The organism is Hydrogenophaga sp. PBL-H3 (assembly GCF_010104355.1).
GTDB lineage: Bacteria > Pseudomonadota > Gammaproteobacteria > Burkholderiales > Burkholderiaceae_C > Hydrogenophaga.
Genome location: NZ_CP044972.1, coordinates 3,275,138 through 3,289,876 on the forward strand (window position 1 = coordinate 3,275,138; position 14,739 = coordinate 3,289,876).

12 protein-coding genes are annotated in these 14,739 nt (G+C 64.8%); 6 read left to right on the plus strand and 6 right to left on the minus strand.

All coding sequences use genetic code 11. The features are described from left to right. The first annotated feature begins 2 nt into the window (after positions 1-2). Genes F9Z44_RS15190 through F9Z44_RS15205 form a run of 4 tightly spaced genes read left to right on the plus strand, consistent with a single transcriptional unit; the run spans position 3 to position 5,708 of the window. Positions 3-3,176 (plus strand): efflux RND transporter permease subunit, encoded by a 3,174-nt coding sequence (locus F9Z44_RS15190; RefSeq protein WP_159607519.1) that lies wholly within the window; start codon positions 3-5, stop codon positions 3,174-3,176. A gap of 52 nt (positions 3,177-3,228) precedes the next feature. Continuing rightward, on the plus strand, positions 3,229-3,936 hold the full coding sequence (locus F9Z44_RS15195; RefSeq protein WP_159607521.1) for a protein-L-isoaspartate O-methyltransferase family protein: 708 nt from the start codon (positions 3,229-3,231) through the stop codon (positions 3,934-3,936). Between the two features lie 21 nt (positions 3,937-3,957). After that, the gene (locus tag F9Z44_RS15200) at positions 3,958-4,308 is read left to right on the plus strand and encodes a rhodanese-like domain-containing protein (RefSeq protein WP_159607523.1); all 351 of its coding nucleotides are present in this window, start codon (positions 3,958-3,960) and stop codon (positions 4,306-4,308) included. 41 nt (positions 4,309-4,349) lie between these two features. Then, the gene (locus F9Z44_RS15205) at positions 4,350-5,708 is read left to right on the plus strand and encodes a TolC family outer membrane protein (RefSeq protein ID WP_159607525.1); all 1,359 of its coding nucleotides are present in this window, start codon (positions 4,350-4,352) and stop codon (positions 5,706-5,708) included. A 10-nt stretch (positions 5,709-5,718) separates the two neighbouring features. Here F9Z44_RS15205 and F9Z44_RS15210 read toward each other — a convergent pair whose 3' ends face one another. From F9Z44_RS15210 to F9Z44_RS15235, 6 genes are all read right to left on the minus strand, one after another. Beyond that, positions 5,719-6,810, minus strand: a complete 1,092-nt coding sequence (locus F9Z44_RS15210; RefSeq protein WP_159607527.1) for a rhamnan synthesis F family protein — start codon at positions 6,808-6,810, stop codon at positions 5,719-5,721. Then, positions 6,807-7,982, minus strand: a complete 1,176-nt coding sequence (locus tag F9Z44_RS15215) for an O-antigen ligase family protein (RefSeq protein ID WP_238407286.1) — start codon at positions 7,980-7,982, stop codon at positions 6,807-6,809. The genes F9Z44_RS15210 and F9Z44_RS15215 overlap by 4 nt, the downstream gene beginning before the upstream one ends. A gap of 97 nt (positions 7,983-8,079) precedes the next feature. Further along, a complete protein-coding gene (neuC, locus tag F9Z44_RS15220; RefSeq protein WP_159607531.1) occupies positions 8,080-9,201 on the minus strand; it encodes a UDP-N-acetylglucosamine 2-epimerase in 1,122 nt (373 codons plus the stop codon). A gap of 71 nt (positions 9,202-9,272) precedes the next feature. Beyond that, entirely contained in the window at positions 9,273-10,325 is a 1,053-nt protein-coding gene (locus F9Z44_RS15225) for an N-acetylneuraminate synthase family protein (RefSeq protein ID WP_159607533.1), read from the minus strand. Between the two features lie 30 nt (positions 10,326-10,355). After that, positions 10,356-11,258 (minus strand): hypothetical protein, encoded by a 903-nt coding sequence (locus tag F9Z44_RS15230; protein ID WP_159607535.1) that lies wholly within the window; start codon positions 11,256-11,258, stop codon positions 10,356-10,358. Beyond that, positions 11,248-11,937 (minus strand): acylneuraminate cytidylyltransferase family protein, encoded by a 690-nt coding sequence (locus F9Z44_RS15235; RefSeq protein ID WP_159607537.1) that lies wholly within the window; start codon positions 11,935-11,937, stop codon positions 11,248-11,250. Before F9Z44_RS15235 ends, F9Z44_RS15230 begins: the two co-directional genes overlap by 11 nt. A 135-nt stretch (positions 11,938-12,072) precedes the next feature. Here F9Z44_RS15235 and F9Z44_RS15240 point away from each other — a divergent pair, with 135 nt between their 5' ends. Together F9Z44_RS15240 and F9Z44_RS15245 are read left to right on the plus strand one after the other, a co-directional pair. Next, positions 12,073-13,470 carry a 3-deoxy-D-manno-octulosonic acid transferase gene (locus F9Z44_RS15240; protein WP_159607539.1) on the plus strand — a complete coding sequence of 466 codons (1,398 nt, stop codon included), beginning with the start codon at positions 12,073-12,075 and terminating at the stop codon, positions 13,468-13,470. After that, a complete protein-coding gene (locus F9Z44_RS15245; RefSeq protein ID WP_159607541.1) occupies positions 13,467-14,738 on the plus strand; it encodes a 3-deoxy-D-manno-octulosonic acid transferase in 1,272 nt (423 codons plus the stop codon). The genes F9Z44_RS15240 and F9Z44_RS15245 overlap by 4 nt, the downstream gene beginning before the upstream one ends. Position 14,739 lies beyond the last annotated feature (1 nt).

Consider the following 14,739-nt stretch of genomic DNA (forward strand, 5'->3'; position numbering starts at 1 on the left):
CCATGTGGTTCACCCAGGTCTCCCTGCGCAACCCGGTGTTCGCCACCATGGTGATGATCGCCTTCGTGGTGCTGGGCATCTTCTCGTTTCAGCGCCTGCAGGTGGACCAGTTCCCGAACATCGATTTTCCCGTGGTGGTGGTCACCACCGCCTACCCCGGCGCTTCCCCCGAGATCGTGGAATCGGAAGTCACCAAGAAGGTGGAAGAAGCGGTCAACGCGATCGCAGGCGTCAACACCCTGACCTCGCGCAGCTACGAAGGCTCGTCGGTGGTGATCATCGAGTTCCAGCTCACGGTGGACGGGCGCAAGGCGGCCGACGACGTGCGCGAGAAGATCGGCATCTTGCGCCCACTGCTGCGCGACGAAGTGGAAGAACCCCGCGTGCTGCGTTTCGACCCGGCGGCGCGCTCGATCTGGTCCGTCGCCGTGATCCCCGAAACCGTCAATGGCAAGGCCCCCAGCGCGGTGGAACTCACCACCTGGGCCGAACAGACCTTCAAGAAGCGGTTGGAAAACGTGCGCGGCGTGGGCTCGGTCACGCTGGTGGGCGGCACACAGCGCGCCATCAACATCGAGCTCAACCCCTCGGCCATGGAAGCGCTCGGCGTGACCACCGAGCAGGTAACCAACGCCGTGCGCAACGAAAACCAGGACCTGCCGGTGGGCACGCTCAAGACCGGCGAGAGCGAGCGCGTGGTGCAGGTGCTCTCGCGCCTGCAGAACCCACAGGACTTCGGCGACATCATCGTGGCCCGCCGCGCCGGCCAGCCGGTTCGCCTGTCTCAGCTGGCGACCGTCAACGACGGCACCGAGGAAGTGCAGAGCCTGGCGCTCTACAACGGCCAGCGCACGCTGCTGCTGCAGGTGCAGAAGGCGCAGGACGAGAACACCATCGCCGTGACCGATGGCCTCAAGGCTGCGGTGGAAAGGCTTCGCGCCGAGCTGCCCCCGGGCATCCGGCTGGAGCAGATCGCCGACGGCTCGCGCCCAATCCGCGTCTCGGTGGACAACGTGCGCCGCACGTTGATCGAAGGCGCGCTGCTCACCGTGCTCATCGTTTTCCTGTTCCTGAACTCGTGGCGCTCCACCGTGATCACCGGCCTCACGCTGCCCATTGCGCTGATCGGCACCTTCTTCTTCATGAACCTTTTCGGGTTCACCATCAACATGATCACGCTGATGGCGCTCACGCTGTCGGTGGGCCTGCTGATCGACGACGCCATCGTGGTGCGCGAGAACATCGTGCGCCACATGCAGATGGGCAAGAAGCCGTTCGACGCGGCCATGGACGGCACGCAGGAAATCGGCCTGGCCGTGCTGGCCACCACGCTGTCCATCGTGGCGGTGTTCCTGCCCATCGGTTTCATGGGCGGCATCATCGGCAAGTTCTTCCACGAGTTCGGCATCACCATGGTGGCAGCGGTGCTCATCTCGATGTTCGTGAGCTTCACGCTCGACCCCATGCTGTCGTCGGTGTGGCACGACCCTTCGACCCTTCGACAGGCTCAGGGCGAACGGTCTCTGTACGACCGCACAATCGGCCGCGTCACCGGCTGGTTCGACCGTTTCCAGGACGACCTGGCCGACACCTACCAGACCACGCTGCGCTGGTCGCTCAAGCACAAGCTCGCCACGCTGGGCCTGGCGCTGGCCACCTTCATCGGCAGCCTGTTCGTGTTGCCGCTGTTGGGCACCGAGTTCGTGCCCAAGGCCGACTTCTCCGAAACCTCGCTGACCTTTCACACGCCGGTGGGTTCGTCGCTGCGGGCCACCGAGGCCAAGACGCGCGAGGTCGAGGGCATCCTGCGCCAGTTCCCCGAGGTGAAGTACACGCTGTCCACGCTCAACACCGGCAACGCCCAGGGCACCATGTACGCCAGCGTTTATGTGCGTCTGGTTGACCGCAAGGACCGCGCCCTGAGTGCCGACGCCATGTCGGCCCAGTTGCGCGAGCGCCTGCGCAGCGTGCCCGGCATCACCGTGACCCATGTGGGCCTGCTGGACGCCGTGGGGGGCAACAAACAAGTGGAGTTCTCGTTGCAGGGCGACGACCTCGCCGAGCTGGAGCGCCTGAGCGCCACGGTCATGGAGCGCATCCGCCCCATCGTGGGTCTGGTGGATCTGGACGCCAGCGTGAAGCCCAACAAGCCCACGGTGGACGTGAAGATGCGGCGCGAGCTGGCATCGGACGCCGGCATGAACGTGGCCGCGGTGGGCGGTGCACTGCGCACGCTGGTGGCCGGCACCACGGTAGGCAACTGGCGCGCGCAGAACGGCGAGAGCTACGACGTGAACGTGCAACTGGCCGCCACCGGGCGCGAGCGCGCCAGCGACCTGGAACAGCTGCCCTTCATGGTGGGCACCGCCACCGACGGCACGGCCCGCGTGGTGCGCCTGGGCCAGGTGGCCGAGGTGGTGGCCTCCACCGGACCCAACCAGATCAACCGGCGCAACCTCAACCGCGAAGTCTCGATCAACGCCAACGTGTTCGGCCGCTCGGCCGGTGAGGTCTCGGCCGACATACGGCAGGTGCTCGACGGCATCGCCTTCCCGCCCGGCTACCGCTATGAATTCGGCGGCTCCACCAAGAACATGCAGGAATCCTTCGGCTACGCCATCTCGGCGCTGGCGCTGGCCATCATCTTCATCTACATGATCCTGGCCAGCCAGTTCCAGAGCTTCCTGCAACCGCTGGCGCTCATGACGGCACTGCCGCTCACGCTGATCGGCGTGGCGCTGTCCCTGCTCTTGTTCGGCTCGACCATGAGCATGTTCTCGGTGATCGGCATCGTGCTCCTGATGGGCCTGGTGACCAAGAACGCCATCCTGCTGGTGGATTTTGCGATCCGAGCCCGCCACGGCCTGGCCGGCGAGCCGCCGCTGGACCGCGAGTCGGCCCTGCTGCTGGCCGCTCGCGTGCGGCTGCGCCCCATCCTCATGACCACGCTGGCCATGGTCTTCGGCATGGTGCCGCTGGCGTTTGCGCTCACCGAAGGCTCGGAGCAGCGTGCGCCCATGGGCCAGGCCGTCATCGGCGGGGTGATCACGTCCTCGCTGCTGACCCTGGTCGTGGTGCCGGTGGTGTACTGCTACATGGACGATCTGGCGCGCTGGTTCCGGCGCCGGCTCGGCATGGGTCCGGCCACCTCCGGTCCGGTCACTGTCGCTCAGTAAAATTCATTCACTTTTCCGTCTCTCACTTCAGTCGCTCCCAGGAGCCCCCGCCATGACCACTTCGACCGTCCCCACCATCCACACCGGCTTTGACCACGCCCGCTTCAACATGATCGAGCAGCAGATCCGCCCCTGGGAGGTGCTTGCTCCTCAAGTGCTGGCCTTGCTCGCACGCATGCACCGCGAAGCCTTCGTGCCCGCCGCCCACCGCGCGCTCGCCTTCGCCGACATGGAACTGCCCCTGACCCACCCCGCCGTGGAAGGGCAATGCATGCTGGCACCCAAGGTCGAAGCCCGCCTGCTGCAGGACCTGGACCTCAAACCCACCGACAAGGTGCTGGAAATCGGCAGCGGCAGTGGCTACATGGCCGCCTTGCTGGCCAACCTGGCGCAGCGTGTGGTATCGATCGAGATTGACGCCGCGCTGGCCAGCACCGCGCGCGACAACCTGCGCAACGCCGGCATCGGCAACGTCGATATCAAGCACGCCGATGCGGCGGCCCAGGGCTTTGCCGCCTGTGGCGTCAATGGCCCGTTCGATGCCATCCTGCTGAGCGGTTCGGTGGCCGAGATCCCGCCCGCCCTGCTTGCCCTGCTGGCACCCGGCGGCCGACTCGCGGCCATCGTCGGTTTTGAACCCATGATGCGCGCCACCATCGTCACCCGCGTGGGTGACGCCTCGTTCCAGACCGCGCAGCCCTGGGACACGGTGGCCCCGCGCCTGCTCAACTTTCCGGAGCCATCGCGCTTCCGTTTCTGAAGTCTTCCCTCAAGGATGCCCATGAAAGCGATTCAACCCGCACAGCTCGATGACTGGCTTGCGCAGGCCACCAGCGAAACACCCGTGGGCAGCCTGCCGGTGGTGCTGGACGTGCGCGAGCCCTGGGAACTGCAGACGGCCTCCGTCAAGGCCGACGGTTTCGAGCTTCGACACATCCCCATGCGCAGCGTGCCCGAGCGCCTCACCGAGCTCGACCGCGATCAACCGATTGCGTGCCTGTGTCACCACGGCATGCGCAGCGCGCAAGTAGCGAACTTTCTGATGAACCAGGGTTTCACACAAATCGTGAACATTCATGGTGGCATCCACGCCTGGTCGCAGGAGCGCGACCCCGGTGTTCCGGTCTACTGACCGCTCACTCCCTGTCCCGCCATCCGTTTCAAAGGAACTCCATGACAGTCCCTCACGCACCCGCCTCCATTTTTGGCCGACCTTTCGCCTTGAGCCGACTGGCCGCAGCCGCCGTGTTGGCCCTGGGCACTGCCACGGGAGCGCAGGCCCAGAGCCTGGTGGATCTTTACGAGGCGGCGCGAGGTTTTGATGCGACGTACCTGTCGGCACGCTCCCAATACGAGGCCAACCTCTTCCGGGCAGACCAGGCCAAGGCCGGCCTGTTGCCCGAAGTGGGCCTGGGCGCAGCCGCCAGCTGGGCGCGCCGCGAGATCAGCGGTGGCACCGACAGCACCAGCAACAGCCAGAGCGCCACCCTCTCGGCCAGCCAGCCGCTGTACCGCCCGGTCAACAAGCTCATCAACGACCAGGCCCTGCTCTCGGTAGACGTGGCCAAGGCCACGCTCACCCTGGCCGAGCAAGACCTGATCGTGCGCACCACGCAGGCCTACTTCGACGTGCTCGCCGCCACCGACACACTGGCGTTCGTGCGGGCACAGAAAACCGCCGTGGCCGAGCAGCTCGCCGCGGCCAAGCGCAACTTCGAAGTCGGCACCACCACCGTGACCGATTCGCGCGAAGCCCAGGCCAGCTTCGATCTGGTCGTGGCGCAAGAGATCGCCGCCGAGAACGACATGCGCGTCAAACAACTGACGCTGGACCAACTGGTGGGCCGAGTGGCCGTGGCGCCCAAGCCGCTGGTGGCGCCGGTGGTCTTGCCCCCGCTGCTGCCAGCCGACCCGCAAGCCTGGGTGGCTCTCAACGACGAAACCCACCCCACCATCCTGCAAGCCACGCGCGGGCTGGAGATCGCACAACTGGAGACCCGCAAGGCCGAAGCCGGCCACAAGCCCACGGTGGACCTGGTGGCGCAGTACCAGGTGGCTCGCGCGCCTTCTACAGCGTCCATCGCCCAAAACACGGTGCGCAGCAACAACGCCAGCATCGGTGTGCAGTTCAACATGCCGTTGTTCGCCGGTTTCGCCATTCAGAACCGGGTGAAGGAAACCATGTCGCTCGAAGAAAAGGCCCGCACCGATCTGGAAGCTGCCAAGCGCGGCATCGACCTGGCCACACGCAGCGCGTTTCTGGGCGTGCTCTCCGGCCAGGGCCAGGTGAAGGCCCTGGAAGCCGCGGAAGCCTCCAGCCAGAGCGCCCTGGACGCCAACCGCCTGGGCTACCAGGTGGGTGTGCGCATCAACATCGACGTGCTCAACGCACAGAGCCAGCTGTTCCAGACCAAGCGCGACCTCGCCCAGGCCCGCTACAACGTGCTGCTCGGCGGCCTGCGCCTGAAGCAGGCCAGCGGCAAGCTGGTGCCTGAAGACCTCCTGCCGATCAATTCGTTGTTGGCGAAGTGAGTCCTACCCGTCAGCGGATGCTGGCTTCGATCTCGGCCAGCACCGCCAGCTCGGGCGATGGCAGATCGCCCGCCTTCACAGCGCTCAGGTACCGACGACGCATCCGCACCTGAAGCTCACCCTTGTTTTTCTTGAGCAAGGGAATGCCCAGCAATCGGATGCTGGCAAAACAGAACGACGAATGAAAGTTGCGCTTTTTTACAACTAGGCGAATGTGGTCAATAGCCTGAGTGCGCCAGGCCTCTGGCCTGGCGTCAGCCCGTAGAAGAGCATCGCGCTGCGACTCCAGATCCTTGTCGGTGTAGGCGCCATACACCAGCGTCTGGCGCAGGAATGCTGCGGGCTGTTGCTCCACCGCAGCCATGAAGCGGTCTCTGGAATACAGCCCCTCACTCGGCACACCGGCCGCAAACAGCGTGCGGGAGAAACCTCGCTCGCCCCGCCGAACGGTGAGGTACTTGTTGCTGGTGGAGACGTAGTTGTTCCAGTAGTTGACGAACACATCCGAGTTCAATACAGCGCGTTTGATCAGGAAAAAATACGACAGAAAAATGCCGGCGTGCTCGGTGTCCATCTCAGGCCAGTCCACATGGCGCAGCGCGCCCAGAAAGCCTGCTTTTGAGGCCTCCATCGAATTCAGCATCGCCTCGTTTCGGTCGAGAGGAAACCACACGCTGTCATTGAGGATGATCAGGCACTCCGGCGACACGGACCAATGCCACAACAGGCGAATGCCATCACGGTATCCACCAAAGTCATAGCCGAAATTCGGGCGCTCGACAAAACGCCAGACCCAGCGACCCATGGCCTGCTCATCGGATGCAGACACGGGCGAATTGGCGACCAGCACCACCGAATAGCCGCGCTCGGTGAGGTGGCGGCAGGTGGCCACGGCAGAGGCAGACATGCCACGCGGCTGGTACACTAAAAAGATGGCCACTTTGCGACCCAAAGGAGCCGCGCCGTTCATGACTCGAAAATAATCAGGGAATTGGCTGTCGAGGCGCCGCTGACGTGCTGGACCGATCAAGCGTTCAGGAATAGCCTGGAATTGCTGGCGCAAGGTCTCCAACTCTCGCCGGATTTTCCAGCTCGGGATCATGCTGAACGCTCCACCTCGGGCTCAGACGCTGCGACTGTTTCGCCTTTGTTCACAGGCAAGCGCCAGCCCGCCACGAGCAATGGCAAGACGGAAGCGAAGAGATGACGCTCGGTGGTCACCCAGAACGGGCCGTTGATGAAGCTGTCCACAAACAGGATGGCCATAAAAGCCACCAGAAGGTTGCGGTACCTCACCGTCAGATCAAAGGCGGCCGCGAACGCTCTCTGCAGCAACAGGACATAGGCAACAAGGCCGAGCAAGCCGAACTCTGCAGCAAGAAATAGGAACTGGTTGTGCGGGTGCAGACACGAGACCGCGCAAACACCGGGATCGGTATAGATCTGCTCCGACAAGACCCGGTAACTCGCGGTGCCATGACCCCACAGCGGGCTTGTCAAGTACATCTCCAGTGCGTTTTTCCACATATCCAGTCGGAAACCCGTAGAAGTGGTGAGCAAACCGGCATCGGTGTATTGCGCAAACTCAGTGAACAACGAAGTGACCCGATGGCGCAGCAAAGACGACGATAGGAACAGCAACACCGTGGCCAGCACCACCAGCGCCAAGGCACGCCAACGCCAGGCCATGGGAGCAGCCACCCAGGCGAGCGCACAGAGCATGGCCAGCAACACCACCTGACCTGTGCGCCCTTGGAGCAGGTGCGTGATGCTGAAGACGGTGAACACAGCCACCAGCGCCCAAGCCCAGCGCATCGACCTTGTTCGCGCATCCAACGCGATCACCACGGCGAGCGCCGTGAAGAACGACATGGCCAAGCCTTGCGCGATGTAGTCGTTGAACACGTGATGCGTGACCCCGAGTCCCTGATTATGAGAATCGGACCAGGGCACGTCGAACCAGATGTTGGCGTAGGTGCTGGCAACCGTGATCAACGACCCCACTGTAAATGCCAACAGGCCACGTCGCTGCCAACAAGGCTCATACAGCAAGGTAAGCAGCATAAGCATGAGCGGCAGCTTGCTGTACACGTACAGGTGGTGCCCGATGTAGGCCCTCGGCGCATCGGTGTAGGCGATGCCGACCAGCACGAGTGCTGACAGCAACATCACGGGCAGCGTGATCGGGTTGTGGCGGATCACATCCAGCTTCCACCGCCACTGACCCGACAGAAGCCAGCCGACCAGAACAAGCAGAATGCCGATGTTGACCAACGCGATGGAGGTTGGAACACCGAGCAGCAAGGCCACGGCACCGCACTTTGCGGTGATGTCCATCGAAGACTGGAAACGCGCCCGAATGAATGGCAGATCAATCACCAGCAAAGGCCTTTTGCAGTGGCTTGAGCCAGAAGTCTGGCCGGTCGAGCACCTCCACAAAACCGGCGGCCGCGTTCCCCGCTCCGAAAGTGACGTCTGGCTGGAAGCGCTTGCCCCAGACGTTCTTGAGAAACACATCAATCAAACCCTGGTCCATTGCCGAGCACGCCGTGATCGATGCGCCACTGGCCCGCCGGTTCTGGCGCGTGCCCACATCCAGGCTGGGCACTCCCAGGAAAGGGGCCTCGCGCACGCCAGCACTGCTGTTGCCCACCATGGCCGAAGCGTGGCGCATGAGTTCGCTGAAGTAGGCAAACCGCATGGACGGAATCTGGCGAAAGCGCTCCTTGGGCAGTTTCTCCAGCACGGCAAAAATATCTTCGGTGCCCGGGTCGTTGTTGGGCGCGATCACCACGAAGTTGCGCCCGCTGGCCTCCAGCCGAGCGAAGAGCGATTGCGCCTGGGCACCAATGGTGTTGGCCTCCGAGGTCACCGGGTGGAAGATCGCAATGCCGTAGTCGTCAAACGGGATCGCGTAACGTTCCTTGACCTGCGCCAGCGTCACGCCCGACGGCCGCGCGTGCGTGTCGAGTTCGGGTGAGCCGATGTTGTAGACACTCTCGGGCGACTCGCCAAGCGCCAGTACACGCTGGCGGGCGTTGTCGGAACTCACGAAATGCGCGGCGCACAGCTTGGTGTTGCAGTGGCGGATGCTTTCGTCGATGGTGCCCGAGACTTCACCGCCCTCGATGTGCGCCGACGGGATGTACTTCATGGCGCAGACGATGGAGGCGGCCAGCGCCTCCACCCGATCGCCATGGATCACCACCAGATCGGGTCGGTGCTCGTGCACGAAATCGGAGAACCCAAGGATGGTCTTGGAGAGGATGAAGTCCTGCGCGTCGCCCTCGCGCTGGTTCACGAACTCGAAGAACTCGGCGCCGGGAAAGCGCTTCACTTCCAGCCGCGTTTCGCCGTAGCGCCGCATCATGTGCATGCCGGTGATGAAGAAGCTCACGGCAAACCCGGCCTGCTGCGCGGCCAGCGCGAGCGGCTCCAGCTTGCCGAAATCGGCCCGCGTGCCGGTGACGAAGAGCAGTTTTTTCGCGTTCATTGGAGTACCTTCGCCCTGCGGGCTGCGGTGCAAGCTTGCTTGGGATCGGCCCGGCGCTGCACTCATTCGGGTCAGCTGTTGGCCAGGGGCTTCACGCCGTCCAGGTCGCTCCAGAGCAACTGCTGGTTGCGCTTCACGGCGCGCGTGAGCTTCGCGCCCACGAGGCGGTCAAAGTGCTGCACCGAGATCTCGCCCGAGCCGGGGCGGCGTGCCCAGATGTCGCTGGGCGTGACCACGTGACCGGCGGGCAGGTCGCGGTCGGCCACCATGGAGCCGCGTGCGAAGCGGTACACGTCTTCCTCGGGCGCGGTGCGCACCTTGGGGTTGTGCAGCGCGGTGTGGATCTCGCGTGAGCGGTCGATCAAAAACTTGAGCTCGGCCGGGTCCATGGAGCAGGAAATGTCCGGGCCCTTGCGGTAGCGCGTGTCGGTGAAGTGGCGCTCCAGAATGCACGCGCCCAGCGCCACGGCAGACAGTGCCATCTCGGGGCCGATGCTGTGGTCGGAGAAACCGATGACGGCGCGCGGAAACGCGCACTTCAGCTCGGTGATGCCCTGCAGGCTCACGATCTCGGGCGGCGAGGGATAGAGGTTGGTGCACTCCAGCAGGGCGTATTCCACGCCCGAGTCGTCCAGCGCTTGCACCGACGGCCGCATGCCGTCGATGGTCTGCATGCCGGTGCTCATGATGACGGGCTTGCCGAAACTCGCGATGTGGCGGATCAGCGGCACGTGGTTGCACTCGCCCGAGCCGATCTTGAACGCGGACACGCCGATGTCGTTGAGGAAATCGGCCGCAGCGCGCGAGAACGGCGTGGAGATGTAGATCATGCCCAGCGACTCGGCGTAGGTCTTGAGCGCGATCTCGTCGTCCTTGGACAGCGCGCACTCTTCCATCACGTCCCAGATGGATTTGTCGGCGTTGGGCGGGAAAATCTGCTTCGCCTCGTCGGTCATTTCGTCTTCGACGAAATGCGTCTGGTGTTTGACCATTTCACAGCCAGCGCGGTGCGCGGCGAGCACCATGCCTCTGGCCACGTCTAGGCTGCCGCCGTGGTTGATGCCGATTTCGGCCACGACCAGCGGGGGGTGTGCGGGGGAGATGTCGCGGTGGGCGATTTTCATGAAGGCCTCTTGCCAGGTGGCGTCGGGAAATTACAGGGAACCGGCGTAGAACGCCTGGATTTTGGACCGCATGAAGCCCAGTGTCTTTTCGCTCCAGATCAGCTTGCGGGATTTTTCGTCAATGATCACGTCGCCTTCTTTGAGCGACAGCAATTTTTCGGGCTTGATCATCAGGCCGTTGAGCGTCACGGCCACCAGGCCTTTGCGCCGACTTTGCACCCAGGGAAGACAGGCTCTGACATAGAGCCAGAAGCCCCAATAGAACATGAACTCACCGGGGAACTTGACCGCAAACGAGTTCGGAATGCGCACCATGTGCTCTTGCGCCACCCAACTGATGAAGCGTTCATCAGCCGCCATCGGACGAAACTCGAGCTGAGGGTTCTGCTCAAGCAGCACTTTGAAGCGTTCGGCAATGAAATGGCATTCGGCCGGGTGGTAGATCACGAAAGACGAGTTGCCGCGCGCGTAGCGGCGGCGGTTGGTCCAGCGGTACAGCGTGCGCCCGATCCAGCCAAACGGAATGATCGCGCTCGGAAGGATGGCTACAGTCTGCCGGTTCTTCATCAAGGAAAGCCCGGTCCCCAGATCGCCCAGCACGATGGTGTCCAGATCCACGTAGATCGCAGGCAGGTCGGTGGGCACGATGCCATGGTCGAACATCACCAGCTTGGCCTGGCAGCCCGATGTCTTGAGTTTGTCTTGAAGCCAGTACTCAGGGAACCGCACCAGCTCGATGCCTTCGGCCAGATCGTCCCGCTCGCGGTCCGAGATCAGGATGAACCGTGGCGTTGACGACGCCTTCTCTGCGATGCTGCGCGCCAGGTTGTTGATGAGCGAGGTGGCGTACTTCGTGCCCCAGCAGATCATCACGCACTGCCAGGTGGGCGCGGCGTAAAGGTCCACGTAGTCGGTGTTCATCTCACTGACCATGCGCGGCCTCCAGTGCGGCTTCACAGCGCTCGAAATCTTCCAGCGAGTCGATGTCCTGGCTGCGCTCGGCTGGCATTTCCACCACGCCAATGCGCTCGGAGACGAAGCTGCCGCTGGCCACGAAGCGTTCGGCATTCAACACATACAGCGCGCCGTTGGGGCGCACCACCGGCGGCAGGCTCTGGCGGTTGGCAAAGCAGTGTGCCGGGTCCGACAGGGGCTGGAAACGGTTGCCGCGCAGTGTGCCCCACTTGAGCACACCCCGGTCGGCACTGGTGACCGACATGACGAGTTCGAAATAGCCACCGGCAAACACGGCCAGCGCGGCTTCAATGTCGCTGCGCAAACGCAGCGGCGAGGTGGCCTGCAACAGCACCACCGTGCCGTGGCAGTCGGCACTCTGCAGCGCATGTTGCAGCACCGGCGCCATGGGCACGGTGTCGCCCGCCAGCTCGGGTGGCCGCTCCACCAGCGTCACCTGGGTGGGCAATTCGGCCCAGAGCACTTCGGGGATGTCCGTCGTGATCACCACGCGCTGGGCACCGGCCTGCAGCGCCTGGTCCACCGCATGGCGGTACAGGGGCTTGCCCGCCAGCGGGCGAATGTTCTTGGAGGGCAGGCCCTTGGATCCGGCGCGCAGCGGGATGACTGCGGTCCAGGCCGGCGTGGGAAGGGGCATCGGTGGTGTTCCTGTGTGGGAGGCAGGCCGCTGGGTAGGGGGCTGCCCGAGGGCGTAACTATACTGAATGGCCTTCGCCCGAAGCCCTTGATGGGACGTGCAGGCACCCCCGCCCGTACCGTATCGCTCCCAACGATGGCATCCCCCTCTTCCACACACGTCGCCTCCCGTCCGTTTCCGCCCAACTGGCGGATATCCGCGCTCATCGGCGTGTACGAGGTGTTGTGGCATCTGCTGCTGCCGGTGTTCCTGCTGTTTCTGTGGAAACGCGGCAAGCGCGAGCCGCTTTACAGAGCGCACTGGGGCGAGCGTTTCGGTGCCTCGCCCACCGGGCTGGACCGCCCGGTGTGGATGCATTCGGCATCCATGGGCGAGATGCGCGGTGCCGCGCCGCTGGTGAGGGCCCTGCTGGCGGCGGGCTACCCGGTCTTCATCACCACCCTCACCCCGGCCGGCCGCACCGCCGCCCACACCCTGTTTGACGAAGCCATTGCACAGGGCCGCCTGCGGGTGGGCTATGTGCCCCTGGAGCTGGGCTGGGCGGTGCGCCGCTTGATCCGCCGGGTGCGCCCGCGCGCGGCCCTCATGACCGAAATCGACACCTGGCCGGTGCTGCTGACCACCATCCGCCGCCAAGGTGTTCAACTGGCCATGGCCAATGCGCAGTATCCGAAAAAGAGCATCGTGCGCGACCGGAAATGGGGTGGCTTTCGCGCCGGCATCTTCCAGGCCTACGAGCTGGTGCTGTGCAAATCAGAGACGCACGCGCAACGCTTTCGCGACGTGGGCTGCGAGCGCGTGGTGATCGCGGGCGAGACCCGCTTTGACCTGCCGGTGTCGCCGCAACAGCTGGCCGCCGCCCACGCCCTGCTGGCCCCCTGGCAGCTCGCCACGGCTTCGCCTGGACGCAGGCCCGTGCTGTGTTTTGCCAGTGCCATCGTGGGCGAAGACGAGCAGTTCATCGACGCGATCCGCCAGGTCCAGGCAGGCCTGCGGGCAGCGGATCTGCCGTCACCGCTGGTGGTGTACGTGCCGCGCAGCCCGCAGCGCTTCGACACCGTGGTGCATTTGATGGAGGCGGAGGGCCTGCGCGTGGCGCGGCGCAGTCGCATGCTCGATGCAGCACTGCAACCCACGCCCGATGCGCCCGACATGAGCACGGTTGACGTGCTGGTGGGCGACTCGCTGGGCGAGATGTACTTCTACCTCGCGCTCTCCCAGGTGGTGGTGGTCGGTGCATCGTTCGTGCCGCTGGGCGCGCACAACGTGATCGAGCCGCTGGCCCTGAAAAAGCCGGTGATGGTCGGACACAGCATCTGGGGTATCGAGTACCCCGGCGTCGAGGCGCTGGCCGCAGGGGTCTTGCAGCAGCACATGACGATCGACAGCCTGTCGAAGGCGTTGGTCCAATTGCTTACCTCACCCGCCGATTACGCCCAGGCCATCGCCGGAGCAGAGGCCTTTTACGCCGAACACGGCGGCGCCACCGCCAAACACATGGCCACGCTCGTGCCCTGGCTGGAAGCCCGATGAAGCCAGCGCGTCCTCCCTGGGCACTGCGGGCCTACCTGGTGCTGGCCCGCTGGCTCGCGCCCGTGTGGCACAAGGGCTTGCAGCGGCGCTTGCTGCGCGGCAAGGAAACGCCGCGCAGCGTGCGGCAGAAGCTGGGCAGCGAATACGCCGACCGACCCACCGGCCCACTGGTGTGGGGGCATGCAGTGGGCGTGGGCGAATCCATGGCGCTGGCCGGCCTGTTTGCCCGACTGGCCGAGCGGCGTCCCGATTGCAGCTTCCTCATCACCACCACCGCGCGCACCTCGGGCGACGCGCTGCGGCGCACCGGCCTGCCGGCGCGTTGCCAGCACCAGTTCGCCCCGGTGGACACACCCGAGGCCGTCTCGCGCTTCCTCGATCACTGGCGGCCGTCGCTGGCGCTGTGGTGCGAGATGGACCTGTGGCCCGCGCTCATCGCGGAGACCGACGCGCGTGCCATTCCACGCGCCCTGGTCAATGCACGGCTGTCGCCCGAGTCGCTGGCCAAGCGCCGCTGGGGGCGCTGGCTGTACCAGGCCTTGCTGCCCGGCTTTCGGGACCTGTTTGCGCAGAACGAAGCCACTGCCGACGCGCTGGTGGCGCTGGGTGCGCCGCGCGAACGCATCACCATCAGCGGCACGATCAAGGCGCTGGTGCCACCGCTGGGATGCGATGCGGTCGATCTGGAGACCTGGCAACAAGCCCTCGCAGGCCGGCCAGTGTGGTTGCTGGCATCGAGCCATCCCGGGGAAGAGGCGCTCGCGCTCGCGGCACACGTCCGGCTGTGTGAACAGCGTCCCGGCGCCCTGCTGATCATTGCGCCACGGGCACCCGCGCGCGGGCTTGAGGTGGCCGCGCTCGCGTCGGCAGTGGTCTCCAGAGATGCCCCATTGCGCAGCGCCGGCGCCCACATCGCCACCAGGTCCCCGGTCTACATCGCCGACACCATCGGCGAGATGGGCCTGTGGTACCGACTGGCGCCGGTGGCCCTGGTGGGTGGATCGTTCGCCAGCGTGGGGGGGCACAACCCGCACGAGCCATTGGCCTTGGGCTGTGCGGTGCTGCACGGGCCGAATGTGTGGAACTTTGCCGAAAGCTACGAACGGCTCAACGGCCTGCGCCAGGCTCGACCGGTGAACAGTGAGGGCGACGTGATCCGCGAAGTGGCCGCCGTGTGGGGGGTCAACCGCCCGGTGGACACCACCGCACTGGTGGACGAACAGGCCGAAGCGGTGATCGAGCGCGTGCAGGCCCTGCTGCCGCGCTGAA